The organism is Desemzia sp. FAM 23988, from assembly GCF_045528365.1.
Classification (GTDB): domain Bacteria; phylum Bacillota; class Bacilli; order Lactobacillales; family Carnobacteriaceae; genus Desemzia.
In genome coordinates this window covers 58,826-74,932 of sequence record NZ_JBGQQS010000002.1, presented here as the reverse complement: position 1 = coordinate 74,932, position 16,107 = coordinate 58,826, and the positions used below count along the sequence as shown (strand labels likewise).

Below are 16,107 nucleotides of genomic sequence, written 5' to 3'. Positions count from 1 at the left end.
CTGATTCTCCTCATCTGTCGATATTCGAAACCCACTCATCCCATACTTTTTCCAATTCTTGTAAAGCTTTCGCACGATGACTGATCGCATTTTTCTCATCTTCTGTCATTTCTGCCATTGTTTTATCCTTATCGGCTACATAAAATAACGAATCGTAGCCAAATCCATTATCACCTCTAGGAATAGACAGTATTTGTCCTTCTACTTCCCCCTCGACCACTAAGCTTTCTTTTCCTGGAGCTGCTAATGCAAGTGTACAATGAAATTGAGCCGTTCGTTCTGCTGGCGGTATATGAGTCAATTCATGCAGCAACTTAGCATTGTTTGCAGCATCACTCTTCATTTCTCCAGCAAATCGTGCAGAATAAACACCCGGATTGCCATTAAGAAAATCTACTTTCAATCCAGAATCATCTGCCAGTACCATTATATTGAATTTTTCAGCAATCGTTTCAGCTTTTAACAACGCGTTCTCAGCAAATGTAACTCCTGTTTCTTCCACATCTGGAATTTCTGGATAATCCAACAATGTTTTAATCGTAAAACCTTTTGCAGCAAACAGACTCTCAAATTCAGAAGCTTTGCCTTTATTTCTAGTAGCAATAAGGATTTCTTTACTTGCTGTAGTTAACGGATAGTCTGTCAATTTATGATTCATTCGTTTGCCCTCTCTGATCGCTTTGTTTTGCAGCTTGATCAATTCTTTAATCCCTTTTTTTCCTAATTCCATCATTTCAAACATCTCATCTTGAGAAAAAGCTGTTTTTTCTCCGGTACCTTGAATTTCGGAGAATTTACCACTTGAGGTCATCACAAAATTCATATCTACCGCAGCAGCACTATCTTCAAGATAGTCTACGTCTAACACTATTTGATCATTTGTCAGCATACCAACACTTATGGCTGCAATATTCTCTGTAATTGGATTTTCTTTTAGTACTCCTTGATCCAACAATTGTTGGATGGCTAAATTCAAAGCCACAAAACCACCTGTGATACTAGCTGTTCTCGTTCCGCCGTCTGCTTGAATCACATCGCAATCGACCACGATCGAGCGTTCTCCTAATTTTTCTAAGTCTACCACTGAGCGTAAAGAACGGGCTATCAATCGTTGGATTTCCATCGTTCTCCCATTTATTTTACCTCTTGCGGCATCTCGTTGTTTTCTTTCTTGCGTAGCTCTGGGAAGCATACTATATTCTGCATGGACCCATCCACTATGCTGACCTCGTACAAAGCGAGGAACCTTATTTTCTACTGTTGCAGTACAGATAACTTTTGTTTTTCCAACTGAAATCAATACAGATCCTTCTGGATGGATCAAATAGTTGGGTTCAATAATGACTTCTCTCATATCATGTAGTTTTCTTCCATCTTTACGCATAAACAGACCCCTTTATTAACCTTCAAATGCTATTTTTTTATTAGTCCGCTGTACCTAATCGGATTTTTTCGACTTCTAAGTGGACTGCTCCCAGCCACTGAGAAGCGATGTCATGAAACATCTGCTTGGATCCTGTAGTATAAAATTTGCGCTCACTTACGCTGTTTTTTTTGCTTTCTTCTGCTAAATTAAAGTAATCTAATATCGTACTCACTTCACTGATCGTCTCAGCACCAGAATCAATCAGCGTAACTTTTTCTCCCATCACATTTTGAATGATTGGACGCAATAAAGGATAATGTGTACATCCTAAGATCAAGGTATCTAATTGCTTATTTTTTAATGTTTTCAGCGTTTCAGCAACTACTTTTTTAGCTATCGCGCTTCTAAATTCATTACTTTCTACTAATGGCACAAATTTTGGACAAGCTAAACTAGTCACATTGACTTCTTTATCTTTAGAGCGGATCAAATTTTCGTACATTTTGCTTTTTACAGTTCCTTCTGTACCGATAATTCCTACCCGGTCATTTGCCGTAGCTTTAATAGCAGCTCGACTTCCTGGCAAAATCACGCCGATTACTGGAATAGCCAGTTTCTTTTTAATGTCTTCTAATGCAACCGCTGTAGCTGTGTTGCAAGCTATTACCAGCATCTTAATATCTTTGCTCAGCAAAAACTGAGTCATTTCCCAAGTAAACTGTAGGATTTGTTCTTGCGGCCTAGGACCATAAGGACAGCGAGCTGTATCTCCAACGTAATAAATAGATTCATTCGGCAATTGACGCATAGCTTCTTTTACAACCGTTAAACCGCCCACACCTGAATCTATAAAACCTATTGCTTGTTTTGTCATATTTTAACAACCTTTATATAAATTATACTGCTTTAGTGTTTATTGTCCCTTTTTTAACATAAAAATTCAAGTCTATATCGATTTCTTTAGGCAGTTATTTTTATTTTTTAGCTCTTTTCAATTGTTGAATTACTTTTGTCAATCTCTTCTTTTTTCCTTTCACCTGTATAAAAAAAAGTAGGCTTCTTATATCAATCCATGTATAATAATGAATGAAACTATTGAGGTGAAGACATTGGGAAAGAAATTAAATCGCGAAGAACTTAATCTTGAGTCAGCAAATGTACCCGTTAATTTATTTGGTCATGAATTAATTCGATCTGAATTACTGACCAATCTATTAGGCAAAGATGCAGAATCGATTTTATATTGGGCTGGTAAAGAATTGGCTAGAAATCACCCTTTAACCAGTTATGAAGAGATCGTTCATTTTTTTGAACAAGCTTCTTTTGGTTCTCTTACTTGCACTAAAGAAAAACGGAGTTCTCATACATATATATTATCAGGCGAAATCATTGATTTGCGTTTAGCAAGCAAAGACTCTGTTTTCTCATTAGAAGCCGGCTTTTTAGCTGAACAGATGCAGCAGATAACTGAAATGTATACAGAAGCTTTTGCTGAAGTCATCAAAAATAAAGAAGTTGTCATCACCCTAAAATGGGATAAATCAGATTCAGTTGACAGCAACGAATAACCAAAAATACCAGCAAAAGGCTTAACCTTCTGCTGGTATTTTTTCATCTCTTCCGTATACTATACTTTTTGTTGAGCTCTCATAGATTTAATAGATGTTTTCATCGTTTTAAACATACCTGCATCAGAATAAATCAAGACACTTGAGCGGTAAAGCAGCAGTGACAACCAAGTAGTCAACAGTACAAATACTATCAACACTACAATGGATATGATAACCCCTGTACTTGTGACCGTATCACTCGCAACTCTAAATGGCATAATAAATGATGTAAACAAAGGAATATACGAACCTATTTTTACAATCATATGGGTAGGATTATAAAAGGCAAACATTCCTGCGTAAAACCCTGCAAGTGATAAGAAGACGATTGGAGTAACAGCTTTTGAAACATCTTCTACTTTTGACACAAGAGAGCCTAGGAAAGCTGCGAGAATAGCGTAGAGAACGATTCCTAGGATAAAATAAGCTAACGACGTTCCCACTAATCCTTGGAAAATAGCAGAGATATCGATTCCTTGAAGCAAATCTTGGACAAAATTCAGTTGTAAAGCGATCAATCCCAGTACAACGTATATCGCGATTTGTGTAAAACAAATGAGTACAATCGCCACTAATTTCCCAAAGAAATGAACGGTTGAAGAAACACTGGACAGAATAACTTCCATGATTCGCGTTCCTTTTTCAGAAGCAATTTCTTCTCCAATAATGCTGGAATAGGTCATGATAAACATGAATACTGCAATCCCCACAGCATAAGCGCTCCCCATACGTAAAGCGTCTTCAGCACTCTCTGTTGTGGTGATTCCTCCACCTTCAAATTCAATCCGCGTTTGTTCAAGTGTTGCCGGTGTTAAAATACTGGCAATATCTTCTTGCGTCAACCCTAGATTTTCGGCTTGCTGAATCTGTTGAATCGAAGACAAAACCCCAGTTAGATAGTAAGTATCCACATCTTGGCTGTTTGGTGAGTAGACATAATTTCCTTGATACAATCCATTTTCTTCTTCTACGATTAGATAACCGTCTAGTTCTTCAGCTTCCATAGCGGTTTCCGCATCTTCAACCGTGGCAATAGCAGTGTTGACCTCAAATTGTTCTTCCTCAGCTTGAAAAACAGCTTGTACTTGTTGGTCATCTGATAGTACAGCAATCTCAGGTATTCCGCCATTTTCTGACTCAGAAACAAAATAAATGATAGCTGCAATGACTAACAAAATAATAATAGGTGCAAAAACCATTGATATAAAACCTAACGACTTGACATTTTTTCGATAAACTTCACCGACTATAACCCAAAATTTATTCACCCGGTTCACCAGCTTTCAATTTAAAAATTTCTTCTAATGTGGGAGGTTGTTGGCTAAAAGTTGGAATAAAGCCATCTTTCGTTACAACATCAAAAATCTGTTTCCCATACGAAGCATCTTCTAAATCCAATAAATAAACGCCCTCATTAGTGGTTTTGACACTTTTCACTCCGGGAAGTTCACTTAACTCTTGTTGACTCATAGGCGTTTCCAAGAATAGTTTTGTACGGCCAAATTGTTCTCGTATTTCTTTTACCGTGCCTTTCAAGACCACTGATCCATCACGCAGCATCAATAAATGATCGCAGATTTCCTCTACATTATTCATGTTGTGACTTGAAAAAATAACACAGGCCCCTTGTTGACGCAATTCTTTGATCCCTTCTTCTAAAATACCTGCATTCACCGGGTCTAATCCACTGAATGGTTCATCTAGAATAACTAATTTGGGTTCATGAAGTAACGTCGCGATCAATTGAACTTTTTGTTGATTCCCTTTAGACAACGATTTTACTTTATCCGTTTTTTTCCCTTTTACCTGAAATTTTTCCATCCACATATCGATCAGTGATTTTACTTCTTTTTTGCTTTTCCCGCGTAAACGACCAAAATAAATCAGCTGATCTTCAATCGTTACTTTAGGATACAACCCTCTTTCTTCCGGTAAATAACCAATAATATCATAATCAGCTTTTGTCAGCGGTTCCCCGTTCCATAAAATTTCTCCAGAATCTGACGTTAAAAAATCGAGAATCAAACGGAATGTAGTTGTTTTCCCAGCTCCATTTTGGCCGATCATTCCTAAAATCTCGCCTTCTTTAATTGTAAAGCTAACATCGTCAACGGCCATCAATGGGCCAAATGTCTTTTTTAAATGTTTGGCTTCTAACATATTTTATTCCTCCATTCACTAAATTAAATCTTACCTATGTACATTTTCAATAGTAGCATACCTATTTAAGTTTCAAAAATATTTCCTATATTTTTTCATGATATCTGTCAAATATTTTGACCTTCATCATGAAGTTGGTTAGAATAAGATGAACTTAACTTATTTATCGCAAGATTATTATTTAGAGGAGAATGCACATGGACAATCAACAGAAAGTTATGGATTCAAAAAGTGGCTTTCCACAATTTATGGCAAGTATCTATGCTTGGATGGCTGGAGGAATTTTGCTTAGTGCTTTAATGGTTTACTTATTACTTTATACTTATACGCCGATTGCTAACGCGTTTTGGAATTTGATGACCGCCACAAATGGAATGGCTTTTTATGGTTTCATTATTTTAGAATTAGTTTTGGTATTCAGTTTTCGCTTTAATCCCGAAAAAGTGAAAAGCCCAGCAAATTATGCTGTGAAATTTATTTTGTATTCTATTGTGAACGGTATGACATTAACGCTCGTCTTATTAGCTTATACAACAGCTAGTATTCTAAATGCTTTCGTTTCTACATTTGCACTATTCGCTGTTATGAGTTTAATTGGTTTTGTAACTAAGAAGGATCTATCTTCATTAGGTGGAATCTTGATGAGCATGTTGCTTGGATTAATCATTGCTTCACTAGTAAATCTATTTTTCTTACAAAGTACTGCCGCTGATTTCATTCTTTCCATTATCACAGTTCTCATTTTTGTGGGTCTAACAGCCTATGATACGCAAAAATGTAAAAAAGTTTACAGTTACTATGGAGGAACAGCCCTTGCCAGCAGCGTGGCCATTGGATGCTCTCTAGAATTATACTTAGATTTCATTAATATTTTCTTAGCTATTTTGCGTATTTTTGGAAAACGCAGATAAATAAGAGCTAAAATCACTCATTAAAGCAAAAAAATAAAGGAAAGGGAAAAATCCCTTCCTTTATTTTTTTGCATATTAGCGCCATGCTCTGCTCTCTGGTTTCAAACGAGCTGCGCAAAGCAGACCATACGCCTATCAATTCATCCCCAACTGTCAGGAAAGTACCTCTGGCTGTTAGGGATGAGTTTATATTCGATGGTCTAAACGCTTTGCTCCGCTCTCTGCTTTTAAACGAGCTGCGCATGGCAGCTCTCTCTACCAAAACACTCAAGGCGACTGTTAGGAAAAACCACCTAACTGTCGCCTTGGGTGTTTTGTCCGGTGAGCTGAACGACATGCTCCGCTCTCTATAAATAATATAAATTTTCTGATGGGTAAGCTGGGTCGCTAGTGACGTCAATGCCTAATTTCCGCAAAACTTGTTCATCGTCGCTGTTCAGCATCACTGTGGAATGAGCTTGCACTCCATTTAATTGAGCTAATTTGCTGTAAGCCAATTGAGCCATTGGGTTGGTCACGGCACTGATGGCTAATGCGATCAGTATTTCACTGGCTTTCAAAGTCGGCAGTTTACTGTGCAGATCATTTTTTTTCATATTTTGAATGGTCTCTAAAATCATTGGCGATAATAAATGGATGTCGTCTGAAATATTCGCCAATTCTTTGATCGAATTTAGAATGGCTGCTGAACTAGAATCCATCAAAGGCGTAGTTCTTCCTGTAATTACTCTGCCATCTTGCAACTCAAAAGCAATGACAGCTTGTATATCATTGGTATCTGAATGTTTTTTAACTTTTTCTGCATATCTGCGAGCTGGTCCCACAGGAACACGATCTAATTGTTTTAATTCTACTTCTTCCATAATCAGTTTCATCCGATTCAAGACTTCTTCATCCGCCAGACCTTTTTTAAAATCGGCTTCCGTCGCAAAGCTTCTGCGGATAATTTCTTGTTTAGAGGCTTCTTTTACTACCTCATCATCAATGATCCCAAATCCAACTCGGTTGACACCCATATCGGTTGGAGATTGAAAAACAGATTCTTTTCCAGTAATTTTTTCAATGATTCGTTTGATAACAGGGAACGTTTCTAGATCCCGATTGTAATTTACCGCAATTTCATTGTATTTTTCATAGTGAAAGTTATCAATCATATTGACATCTTTTAAATCTACCGTAGCTGCTTCATAAGCAATATTTAAAGGGTGTTTCAAAGGGACATTCCACACTGGAAAAGTCTCAAATTTAGAATAGCCGGCTATTTTCCCGTGACGACGTTCATGATACAACTGATTCAAGCTGGTTGCTAATTTCCCACTTCCTGGGCCTGGTGCCGTAACTACCACGATCGGTTTAGTTGTGGGGATATAAGCATTTTTCCCAAATCCTTCTTCGCTGACGATCACATCTAAATTGGATGGATACCCTTCAATGGATTCATGAGTATAGACTTTGATGTCTCTTCGCTCCAATTTGTTGATGAACATCTTTGTAGACGGCTGACCATGGTATCGTGTAATAACCACACTATTTACTTCCAATTCATATTCTCTCAATTCATCGATCAAACGGAAGACATCCATATCATACGTAATACCGTAATCGCCCCGAATTTTATTGCGTTCAATATCTCCAGCATAAACACAAATAATAATTTCAGATTTATCTTTCAACTTTTGCAGCAACTTGATTTTTGCATCTTCATCAAATCCAGGCAAGACACGCTTAGCATGCTTATCCCCAATCAATTTACCACCAAACTCTAAGTATAACTTATCGTAATTATTCACTCGTTCTAAGATATATTTTGTTTGCTCCTCGATATATTTTTGCGGATCAAATCCTAATTTTTCCATATAAACCCTCCATATATTATCCACTCAATCCTCTTTATATTGTGAAGACTGGATTACTTGTGTACTATCGCTATTTTCTCCAAAAATAAAAAATAGAGCTTTTTTATCAGCTCTAATTTATACGCATCTCGAAAACTCGGTTTTCTATACGTTTTAACCTTACCTTATTTTCAACTATTCATAAAAACCGATTTTATCGCCCTTATCTATTATAGTATCTTTAGCTGAAGATTCAATGATTTTTTAAAAAAGATATAGCGAACAAATTAAATAATCCAGCACGATTTATAGATCATGAGCAAACTGTTGAAAAGACAACTTGCCCTCTCCATGTTCAGATTCTCCGTGGCCTCGAGTATCTAATGCAATCACAGTATAAAAATGACTAAAAAAAAGTTATTTGGTGTTGAAAAACAGAAGAACTTTCTCCATTTCCATGCAGCAACAACAAAGGCAGTCCTTTTCCCGACACGCAACAGTATAATTCCCATTATCTGTTGGAATATAAAGTGATTTCATGACTCTTCTCCTTTTTCACACAGTATAAAGTATCTCTTGTCACGTTCCAAACAAAAAAATCCCGTTATGAACAAGTACATTTGTTCATAACAGGATTCTTCTCCTTTAGAAAAATCAAAAGTTCACGTTTAAAACGATCTCGTTTAAGATAGTCGATTTCTCTCCCTTTTTATGCACGAAAATAGCCCGTTCTGGAGATAATGCATTTAAATCACTAATAGACAATTGATTTCTACGCAACACATACTCCAATGGACAATCCAATTGACCGTCTGCATTTTCAATCAAATCTTCCGCGCATACGGTTAATGTCCGCGTCACTTTATTTCCTTCAAAAATCATCTCATATTTATCTACAGCTTCATCTAATACTTGTTCATTCATAGCTTGACGCCTCCCATAATACTAAAAAAATGAGAAATTTGAATTTTGACTGTTTTACCATTCTTCTCTGCATGCTTATAACCTTTAATTACCTGTTTCCTATGTACCGAAACAGAAAAAATGTCCTTTTTTGACGGTGTCTTTTCAACAAACGAACAGTACGAAAGATGGTGTTTCTATGGATTTATCATTTTTATGAACCAATTATAGCAAATTAGTATAGAAAGTATACTTTTTTTTAGAGACGTATTAATTTTGTCACAAATATATGGACAATTCTTTTCGAAATTTATATTCAAGGTCAATTTTAATAAATACTGATTAATAGTACTATGCTATAGAATTCCTTACAGTCCAATATATCTAAATTCTTCATCATCTAAGGTTGGTAGAAAATCTAAGTTGCTTAAATACTAACTTCTCGAAATTTATGGAGGGATCAAGATTACTGGTAGCCATGTAAAGGCTGCAAGCAAGGAGGCGCTAGTGGCATGTACCTATCCTTGTCTGTTCTCCGCTTCGATGCACATACCGTATCCGTACGTAGCTAAAAATCCAATGCTTCGGCACCCTCCAAGCAGCCCTATGGCTCTCACCCAATAACCTCGTTTCCTTCAGTGCTTTCCTCACCAACGCCATAAAATAGGTAGCCTTTATTATATCATCGACTAAACAAAAAAACGCTCTCGACTAATGAATGAACGGCTCATTAGTAAGAGCGGATTTGCTTTATAGATATTTGATCCTAATGGGATAAGACAATTTTATAAAATTGTCATTGGAAATGATTCTATTTTTATTTTTTTGCAGTTTTTCAATTATTATTCTATTCCTTTTTGATAGTAAATAGGCTCTGTTATTTGAAAGTCAGTGGCTTTAATCCAAGCAAGTATTTGTTCTCCAAGAATACCTGCCATACTGGAAGAAGCAAGTATTTGTTCTTTTGTGATGTGATTGACATGAACCCCAGAAGTGATAACGCAATGCCCTGGAATTTCTTCTTTGATCAGTAAAGCAATTTTTTTGCTAAGACATCATCTTTATGAAAACGCCCTGAATGGCTGGGAAATCGGATAGTTTCTAATTCCGATTCTTGGGTAAAGGTAGTAATGGTACCAATATGAGGGGTCTCCCCTCCAGTAATCGAAATAATCAGATCTTTTCCAATTACTTTTACACTAGCTTGCATAGAATAATTTTCCATAGTAGTATGAAAGTATTTCTCTTCCACTGCCATGCTTATTCTCCTTTCCAACGCCCTCCAGTAGTATTCTCAATTCCTAATGAATCTAAAATTTTCATAGAATGATGATCAACTAAATCTTGGATCGTTTTGGGTTGATTATAAAAAGCAGGAATAGGTGGAATAATTTGAACACCCAATTTTGCTAATCTAGTTAAATTTTCTAGATGAATTGCACTCAATGGCGTTTCTCTAGGTACCAATATTAATTTGCGTTGCTCTTTCAAAGTTACATCCGCTGCACGAGTAATTAAGTTATCACCCAATCCAAGGGAAATAGCGGCTACTGTCCTCATACTAGCAGGTATAATGACCATGCCATCAGTTAAGAAAGATCCGCTTGCAATTGCAGCACCCAAATCATTCACAGAGTAATGATAATCAAATAAATCTCTCATTTCACGTAAAGTCATATCTGATTCCTGTCTTAAATTTTCACCAGCCCAAGTACTGATCACTCCATGAGTCTCCACATCAGGAATCTCTTTTAGTTTTTTAATTAAGTCAACTGCATAAATCATTGCAGAAGCTCCACTTACACCAATCACTATTCTTTTTTTACGATTCACTATAAAAAGTCACTTCTTTCATTGATTTAAAAACAGTCTACATATCGTTAATTTATTACATTTTATTTTTGTGATAATTCTACAAATTTAAAATTATTCTCTTACTTAAGGTATTTTTCCCAATCTTCAACTTCTTTGAATTGAGCTCGTACAAATATTTCTTTCATATCAAATGGTACAGTACCATCAAGAATAGTCTTAGAACTCATACCACGGAACCGAATCGTTGACGGATTGTATTGAGGTAACTCGGATGGATCTAATGGATGATTACGCATGCCTGAAAGGACCATAATATCTTTATCTCCTTGGAAACGCGTATTTAATGTCCACATAACATCATTCATGTCGAAAATGTCTACATCATCATCAACTAAAATAACGGTTTTTAATTCTTTAAAAGCAGAAAAAGCTAAGATAGCCGCTTGACGTTGAATTCCTTCATCTGCCTCAGTTTCTTTATGAATTTGTATAATTGACATGAATTTACCGCCTCCAGCAGGAGGATTGTATACGTTCGTTACTTTTCCAGGAATAGCTTTATCGACTAATCCAAGAATACTTGCTTCAGTAGGGATTCCAGCCATTGAAACGTGTTCTTCACTGGGTCCGATCGTTGTTTGCATGATTGGGTTATCTTTTCTATGTGTAACAGCTTTAACTTTAACGACGTTCACTGCTGGATTTGCATCCCCGTTATAACCAGGAAATTCAGGCATAGCATGACCTGTTTGAGTGTTAATATCTTCTTGCATTCTTACATTCGGCATAATCTCAGCTTCAATAACAAATTCAGAGCGAGCAATGCTCACTTCGTCAACAACCACACCATCCACAATCTGAACCGGTTCGTTGCGCAAAGCTCCTGCTACCCATAATTCATTGTATCCAAGCGGTGTTGTGGGTGGTTCAAAAGTCGTTCCAATGCTGATGGCCGGATCTAAACCAATATTAATCGTAATAGGCATAGGTTTGTTCAATTTTTCAAATTGCTCTTGGAAATGTCCAATATGACGACCTCCTGGCATAACATACATACCGATTGTGTCTTCATCTTCTAATACCATACGGTGAATCGTTACATCACTCATTGTTTTTTCTGGGTCTGAGCCTAAGACAACCCCCATAGTGATATAAGGACCAGCATCATATTCTGTATTTGTTGGCGCTGGAATAATTTTACGTATATCAAATCCTGGATCAGTTGCTAAGTGTACAACCTCTTGAGCAGGGGCTTCTTCTTTAGAAATTTTTACTGGTTTAACAGGATTTTCAACAGATTTTTGCAATAGTTTACCTAATGTTTTGTAATCATGGTGGAAAATTTCTCCAACACGTTTCCTACTAGCCATGATACCAATAGTTACTCGTTTACCAGGAAAGTTTTTGATATTATTGAACATCATAGTGGGTCCTTCTTGTGTAGGTCGTTGTACTGTCCCGCCAGCACCGATGTAACGATACACTCCAGACAGCTCTGCTTCTGGATCAATTTCAATATCTGTTTCATGGTATTGTCCATCTATATTTTTTAATTCTTCGAGAACTTTACGTAAATCATATGGTTGATTTGATAACATTAAAAATTCCTCCTTGTTTTGACTACAGGTTAATTCTAGAGTCCAAGGAGGATAAATACAATTCTACTTCGTAAGTCAATTATTCCATAATGGAATATAGTTTAAACAACTATTCATTCTGCATCATTTTGCAAATAATACCAAAAGAGTTCTGAAGCCAATGCATGTTCTCCATTTCTTCTTATAAATGACAAATAAGTCGTTTTATTTGGTGTAATAGGAACTATCACAACCTTATCTGTTAATAAATTGGTCACCGTTTTTTCCATCACAATTGATACCCCAAATTCGTTAGAAACCATGTTCATAATGAGGTCAATTCTAGTTCCTTTATACGTAATATTAGGATGGAAGCCCACTTGATGACATAAGTCAATAACCGGTTCGTAAAGATTCGTCTCTTTTCCTAACAAAAGAAAGTTATCATTTTGCAACTGAGATAAATGAATGTTATTTTTTCTTGCTAAAGTATGCTGTTCAGGCAGGAGCGCGACAAATTGATCTTTCTCAGTCATAATCGTTTCAAAATTCCCTGCTAATGGACTGAAAGTTCTTGCAAAAACGATTGTGCTGTTCCCGTCCCATGGAAAAGGAACTAATGCAGCACTTTCAGATTCTTTTAATTGGACTTGGATTTCAGGATGTTGCTTCACAAAATCAGTTAACCTTGAAAAGCCTTCATAATTCGGCATGGTAGGAATGGAATAAACAGTTAACATTAAATTTCTTTCCGTTTCATACTCCCTTAGGGTTTCTTTTAAAGAGTAATATTGTTCCACAACTTTTTTAGCATAAGGCAATGCTAATTTTCCCGCTTCTGTTAATTCAATTGTACGATGTGACCGGTGAAATAATTTAACAGCCAATTCTTTTTCTAAAGCTATAATTTGTTTAGAGACATTTCCTTGAGTTGTATATTGTCGTTCAGCTGTTTCTGTGTAATTTTGTGTTTTTGTCAAATCAATAAAAATCTCTAATTTCTGAATTTCCCCTTTTAATCCTTCCTTACTATTCCATTTAAGAATACTGTACCAAAAATTTGAATTGGTATGAGAAATATAAGTTGCTAGAATAAATTCGCATTAAATTTTTTGTGGTGGATTAAGATAATTTGTCATTAAGGTCTACCATACATTTTTTCGAGAGGAGTTTTATTTTTATGCCAACAGGAGTTATTATCAATGCATTGTCAGTTTTACTTGGGGGTTTAGCCGGCGGCTTTTTAGGAGATAAACTGTCAGAGAAATTTAAAACAGAAATCACTATGATTTTTGGAGTTTGCTCAATGGGGATGGGAATTTTTTCTATTGCACCCATGAAGTATATGCCGGCAGTTATTTTTGCCTTAGTGATTGGGACTGGAATTGGTTTAGCTGTACATTTGGGAAACTACATCAATCAAGGGGCAATGTTGATGCAACGCCCTATTTCCAAGTTATTTCCAAATGATAAGCACGGAATGTCACAAGATGAATTCATCAGTACACTAATTACAGTAATTGTACTCTTTTGTGCTAGCGGTACTGGTATCTATGGTAGTTTAGATTCTGGCATGACCGGTGACAGTTCAATTTTGATTGCAAAATCGATTCTTGATTTTTTTACTGCTGCTATTTTTGCTTGTAATTTAGGCTATGTCGTTTCAATTATAGCTATTCCACAATTTATTTTCTTTTATATCTTGTTTTTATTAGCAACAATCATCTTCCCATTAACTACACCTGATATGATTCTAGACTTTAAAGCTTGCGGTGGTTTTTTGATGTTGGCTACTGGTTTCCGGATGATCAAAATAAAGATGTTTCCAGTTGCTGACATGATTCCCGCAATGATCCTTATCATGCCCTTAAGCTGGGTCTGGGTAAATTGGGTTTTACCATTACTTTAGAATGGGGAAAAAGCCCACAACCTTGTCTTCTTAATTAAGACTGTATTTTTGAACGTGTTCTAAAAGCTTGAAACATGCCTACAAATAGAACTCCAATTATGACAAAAAAATCTCATAATTGGAGTTCTATTTGTATTCAGTGGTCAAACCACTTTTGCATAACTCTAATATGGTTAAAGTAATAAACATACTACTTTATTATTCTCGGATGTTTCTTCCATTTATTTAGTATACGTTTTTTTCACAAACTCTAATGCGTTATAGGCCGTTATTTCTTGTTGCTCAACGGCTGATATAACGGCTTTACCATCTCCAGCTTGATTACCATAATTTCCAAACTGAGCATGGTTACCGCCCTCTATAACAATTTCTGTTAATTTGCGCAACTCACTAAATGCTTCTAAGTAGGAATCCATATTTAATACTTCATCATTGGTCCCATAAATAGAAAGTGAATCTAGTGATGTCTGAGATAATTCTCCTGCTGGATAAGAAGCTAAAAAGATAACTCCTCTTAAAAGTGAAGAGTGATCTTCTGCAAATGAAGATGCCATAACTCCGCCTAGAGAATGGCCTGAAACATACCAGTTACTGATATTTTCATTTTCTTGTATTACTTTACCTGCCGCTTGACTATCAAAAACCGCCAAGTTAAACGGCATTTTCAGCAAATAAACTTCTATTCCCTTTTCTGCTATGCGCTGCATTAAAGGCGCATAAGCTTCTTCTTCTACTTTTCCGCCTTGATAAAATACTAATCCAGCATCGTATAGGTTTTCGTTTGGTTTGAACAGGAAATGATCCTCAGTCTTTACCACTTCCACTTGATTTGTAGTGGATAGAGCTTCAATGGCTCTTTCTTCTGGTTCATAAGCTGAAGAAACATACCAGGTAAAAGCTGCACTTAAAATCAGCACCAGCACTCCTACAATGATCAGTCCTGTTTTTAATTTTTTCTGTTTCATTCGGCAACGACTCCTTTTTGTTCATATTAGGATTTCTTAGAACAGCATAGCATTTTAGCCGCTAAAATAACGGTTCTTCATCTTCTAATGTTGGTAAAGAAATTTCCTTTTTCACCCATTTGGTGCATGTAAAAAAAACCTTTCTGTTAATGTAGATTTTGATAAAAATACAAAACAGAGGGGTTCTATATGTCAAATTCACGTGATAATCGTTTAAGTTTCAACAAAAAATATTCAAATTTCTTCAAAAAATGAAGAATTATCTTCCTATGGTGGACTCATTCTAATACGTGAATTCCTTGAAAAGATTCATTTTGACCAATTGACAAAGAAAAATGTGTACTTTGAAGATAATCGAAAATACTTTCCCCATTCAAAAGACACAACTTTTCTTCAATTACTGTATCAAATCATTTCAGGTTATAAGGCGGATAGCACAGCCAATTCCTTGCGGCATGATTCCATTTGTAAGCTCATCTTAAATGAAGATGAAGGAAGTTCACAGTCGACTATCTCTCGGCTTCTTTCAGAAGCAACAGAAAAAATACTGGAAAAACTGTTACTCATCAAGGAAACTTCCTCCTTGATGTTCAAACACCATTCTTCATCAAGGCAGTTTGCTCCTTGATATCCAAACACCATTTTTCATCAAGGAAACTTCCTCCTTGATGTTCAAACACCATTTTTCATCAAGGAAGTTTGCTCCTTGATGTTCAAACACCATTCTTCATCAAGGCAGTTTGCTCCTTGATGTTCAAATACTATTCTTCATCAAGGCAGTTTGCTCCTTGATGTTCAAACACCATTTTTCATCAAGGAAACTTCTTCCTTGATGTTCAAACACCATTCTTCATCAAGGAAACTTGCTCCTTGATGTTCAAACACCATTCTTCATCAAGGCAGTTTGCTCCTTGATGCTCAAACACCATTTTTCATCAAAGAAACTTGCTCCTTGATGTTCAAACACCATTCTTCATCAAGGAAGTTTTCTCCTTGATGCTCAAACACCATTCTTCATCAAGGCAGTTTGCTCCTTGATGTTCAAATACTATTCTT

At 36.2% G+C, this 16,107-nt stretch carries 14 protein-coding genes and 1 pseudogene; 4 read left to right on the top strand and 11 right to left on the bottom strand.

All coding sequences use genetic code 11. The annotated features are described in order from the left end of the window. Window positions 1-10: 10 nt before the first annotated feature. Window positions 11-1,384, bottom strand: a complete 1,374-nt coding sequence (rph, locus tag ACEN4L_RS01805; RefSeq protein ID WP_407095638.1) for a ribonuclease PH — start codon at window positions 1,382-1,384, stop codon at window positions 11-13. A 40-nt stretch (window positions 1,385-1,424) separates the two neighbouring features. Next, window positions 1,425-2,240 carry a glutamate racemase gene (racE, locus tag ACEN4L_RS01800; protein ID WP_407095637.1) on the bottom strand — a complete coding sequence of 272 codons (816 nt, stop codon included), beginning with the start codon at window positions 2,238-2,240 and terminating at the stop codon, window positions 1,425-1,427. Between the two features lie 235 nt (window positions 2,241-2,475). Between racE and ACEN4L_RS01795 the strand changes: the two genes are divergently transcribed. Then, complete coding sequence (locus tag ACEN4L_RS01795; RefSeq protein WP_407095636.1) at window positions 2,476-2,934, top strand: YslB family protein; 459 nt, start codon at window positions 2,476-2,478, stop codon at window positions 2,932-2,934. A gap of 59 nt (window positions 2,935-2,993) precedes the next feature. Here ACEN4L_RS01795 and ACEN4L_RS01790 read toward each other — a convergent pair whose 3' ends face one another. Together ACEN4L_RS01790 and ACEN4L_RS01785 are read right to left on the bottom strand one after the other, a co-directional pair. Beyond that, the gene (locus ACEN4L_RS01790) at window positions 2,994-4,244 is read right to left on the bottom strand and encodes an ABC transporter permease (protein WP_407095635.1); all 1,251 of its coding nucleotides are present in this window, start codon (window positions 4,242-4,244) and stop codon (window positions 2,994-2,996) included. After that, window positions 4,237-5,136 carry an ABC transporter ATP-binding protein gene (locus ACEN4L_RS01785; protein ID WP_407095634.1) on the bottom strand — a complete coding sequence of 300 codons (900 nt, stop codon included), beginning with the start codon at window positions 5,134-5,136 and terminating at the stop codon, window positions 4,237-4,239. The genes ACEN4L_RS01790 and ACEN4L_RS01785 overlap by 8 nt, the downstream gene beginning before the upstream one ends. A gap of 197 nt (window positions 5,137-5,333) precedes the next feature. On the opposite strand from ACEN4L_RS01785, the gene ACEN4L_RS01780 reads away from it, so the two are divergent. Then, the gene (locus ACEN4L_RS01780) at window positions 5,334-6,047 is read left to right on the top strand and encodes a Bax inhibitor-1/YccA family protein (RefSeq protein WP_407095633.1); all 714 of its coding nucleotides are present in this window, start codon (window positions 5,334-5,336) and stop codon (window positions 6,045-6,047) included. Window positions 6,048-6,394: 347 nt separating this feature from the next. Here the strand turns inward: ACEN4L_RS01780 and ACEN4L_RS01775 are convergent, their stop codons facing one another. The 6 genes and pseudogenes from ACEN4L_RS01775 to ACEN4L_RS01750 all read right to left on the bottom strand — a co-directional run bounded on the left by ACEN4L_RS01775 (window position 6,395) and on the right by ACEN4L_RS01750 (window position 13,223). Next, window positions 6,395-7,903: a DUF1846 domain-containing protein gene (locus ACEN4L_RS01775; protein ID WP_407095632.1), complete on the bottom strand. Its 1,509-nt coding sequence runs from the start codon at window positions 7,901-7,903 to the stop codon at window positions 6,395-6,397. A gap of 633 nt (window positions 7,904-8,536) precedes the next feature. Continuing rightward, on the bottom strand, window positions 8,537-8,806 hold the full coding sequence (locus tag ACEN4L_RS01770) for a hypothetical protein (protein ID WP_407095631.1): 270 nt from the start codon (window positions 8,804-8,806) through the stop codon (window positions 8,537-8,539). Between the two features lie 821 nt (window positions 8,807-9,627). After that, window positions 9,628-10,043 (bottom strand): annotated as a pseudogene (locus ACEN4L_RS01765) (amino acid decarboxylase). Window positions 10,044-10,045: 2 nt separating this feature from the next. Beyond that, on the bottom strand, window positions 10,046-10,621 hold the full coding sequence (locus ACEN4L_RS01760) for a UbiX family flavin prenyltransferase (RefSeq protein ID WP_407095780.1): 576 nt from the start codon (window positions 10,619-10,621) through the stop codon (window positions 10,046-10,048). A 98-nt stretch (window positions 10,622-10,719) separates the two neighbouring features. Next, on the bottom strand, window positions 10,720-12,198 hold the full coding sequence (locus tag ACEN4L_RS01755; RefSeq protein ID WP_407095630.1) for a UbiD family decarboxylase: 1,479 nt from the start codon (window positions 12,196-12,198) through the stop codon (window positions 10,720-10,722). 113 nt (window positions 12,199-12,311) lie between these two features. Then, window positions 12,312-13,223 (bottom strand): LysR family transcriptional regulator, encoded by a 912-nt coding sequence (locus tag ACEN4L_RS01750; protein ID WP_407095779.1) that lies wholly within the window; start codon window positions 13,221-13,223, stop codon window positions 12,312-12,314. A 134-nt stretch (window positions 13,224-13,357) separates the two neighbouring features. Here ACEN4L_RS01750 and ACEN4L_RS01745 point away from each other — a divergent pair, with 134 nt between their 5' ends. Continuing rightward, a complete protein-coding gene (locus ACEN4L_RS01745; protein ID WP_407095629.1) occupies window positions 13,358-14,086 on the top strand; it encodes a DUF554 domain-containing protein in 729 nt (242 codons plus the stop codon). 221 nt (window positions 14,087-14,307) lie between these two features. Here ACEN4L_RS01745 and ACEN4L_RS01740 read toward each other — a convergent pair whose 3' ends face one another. Further along, a complete protein-coding gene (locus ACEN4L_RS01740; protein ID WP_407095628.1) occupies window positions 14,308-15,051 on the bottom strand; it encodes an alpha/beta hydrolase in 744 nt (247 codons plus the stop codon). A 232-nt stretch (window positions 15,052-15,283) separates the two neighbouring features. Between ACEN4L_RS01740 and ACEN4L_RS01735 the strand changes: the two genes are divergently transcribed. After that, window positions 15,284-15,679, top strand: a complete 396-nt coding sequence (locus tag ACEN4L_RS01735) for a transposase (RefSeq protein ID WP_407095778.1) — start codon at window positions 15,284-15,286, stop codon at window positions 15,677-15,679. Window positions 15,680-16,107: the final 428 nt, after the last annotated feature.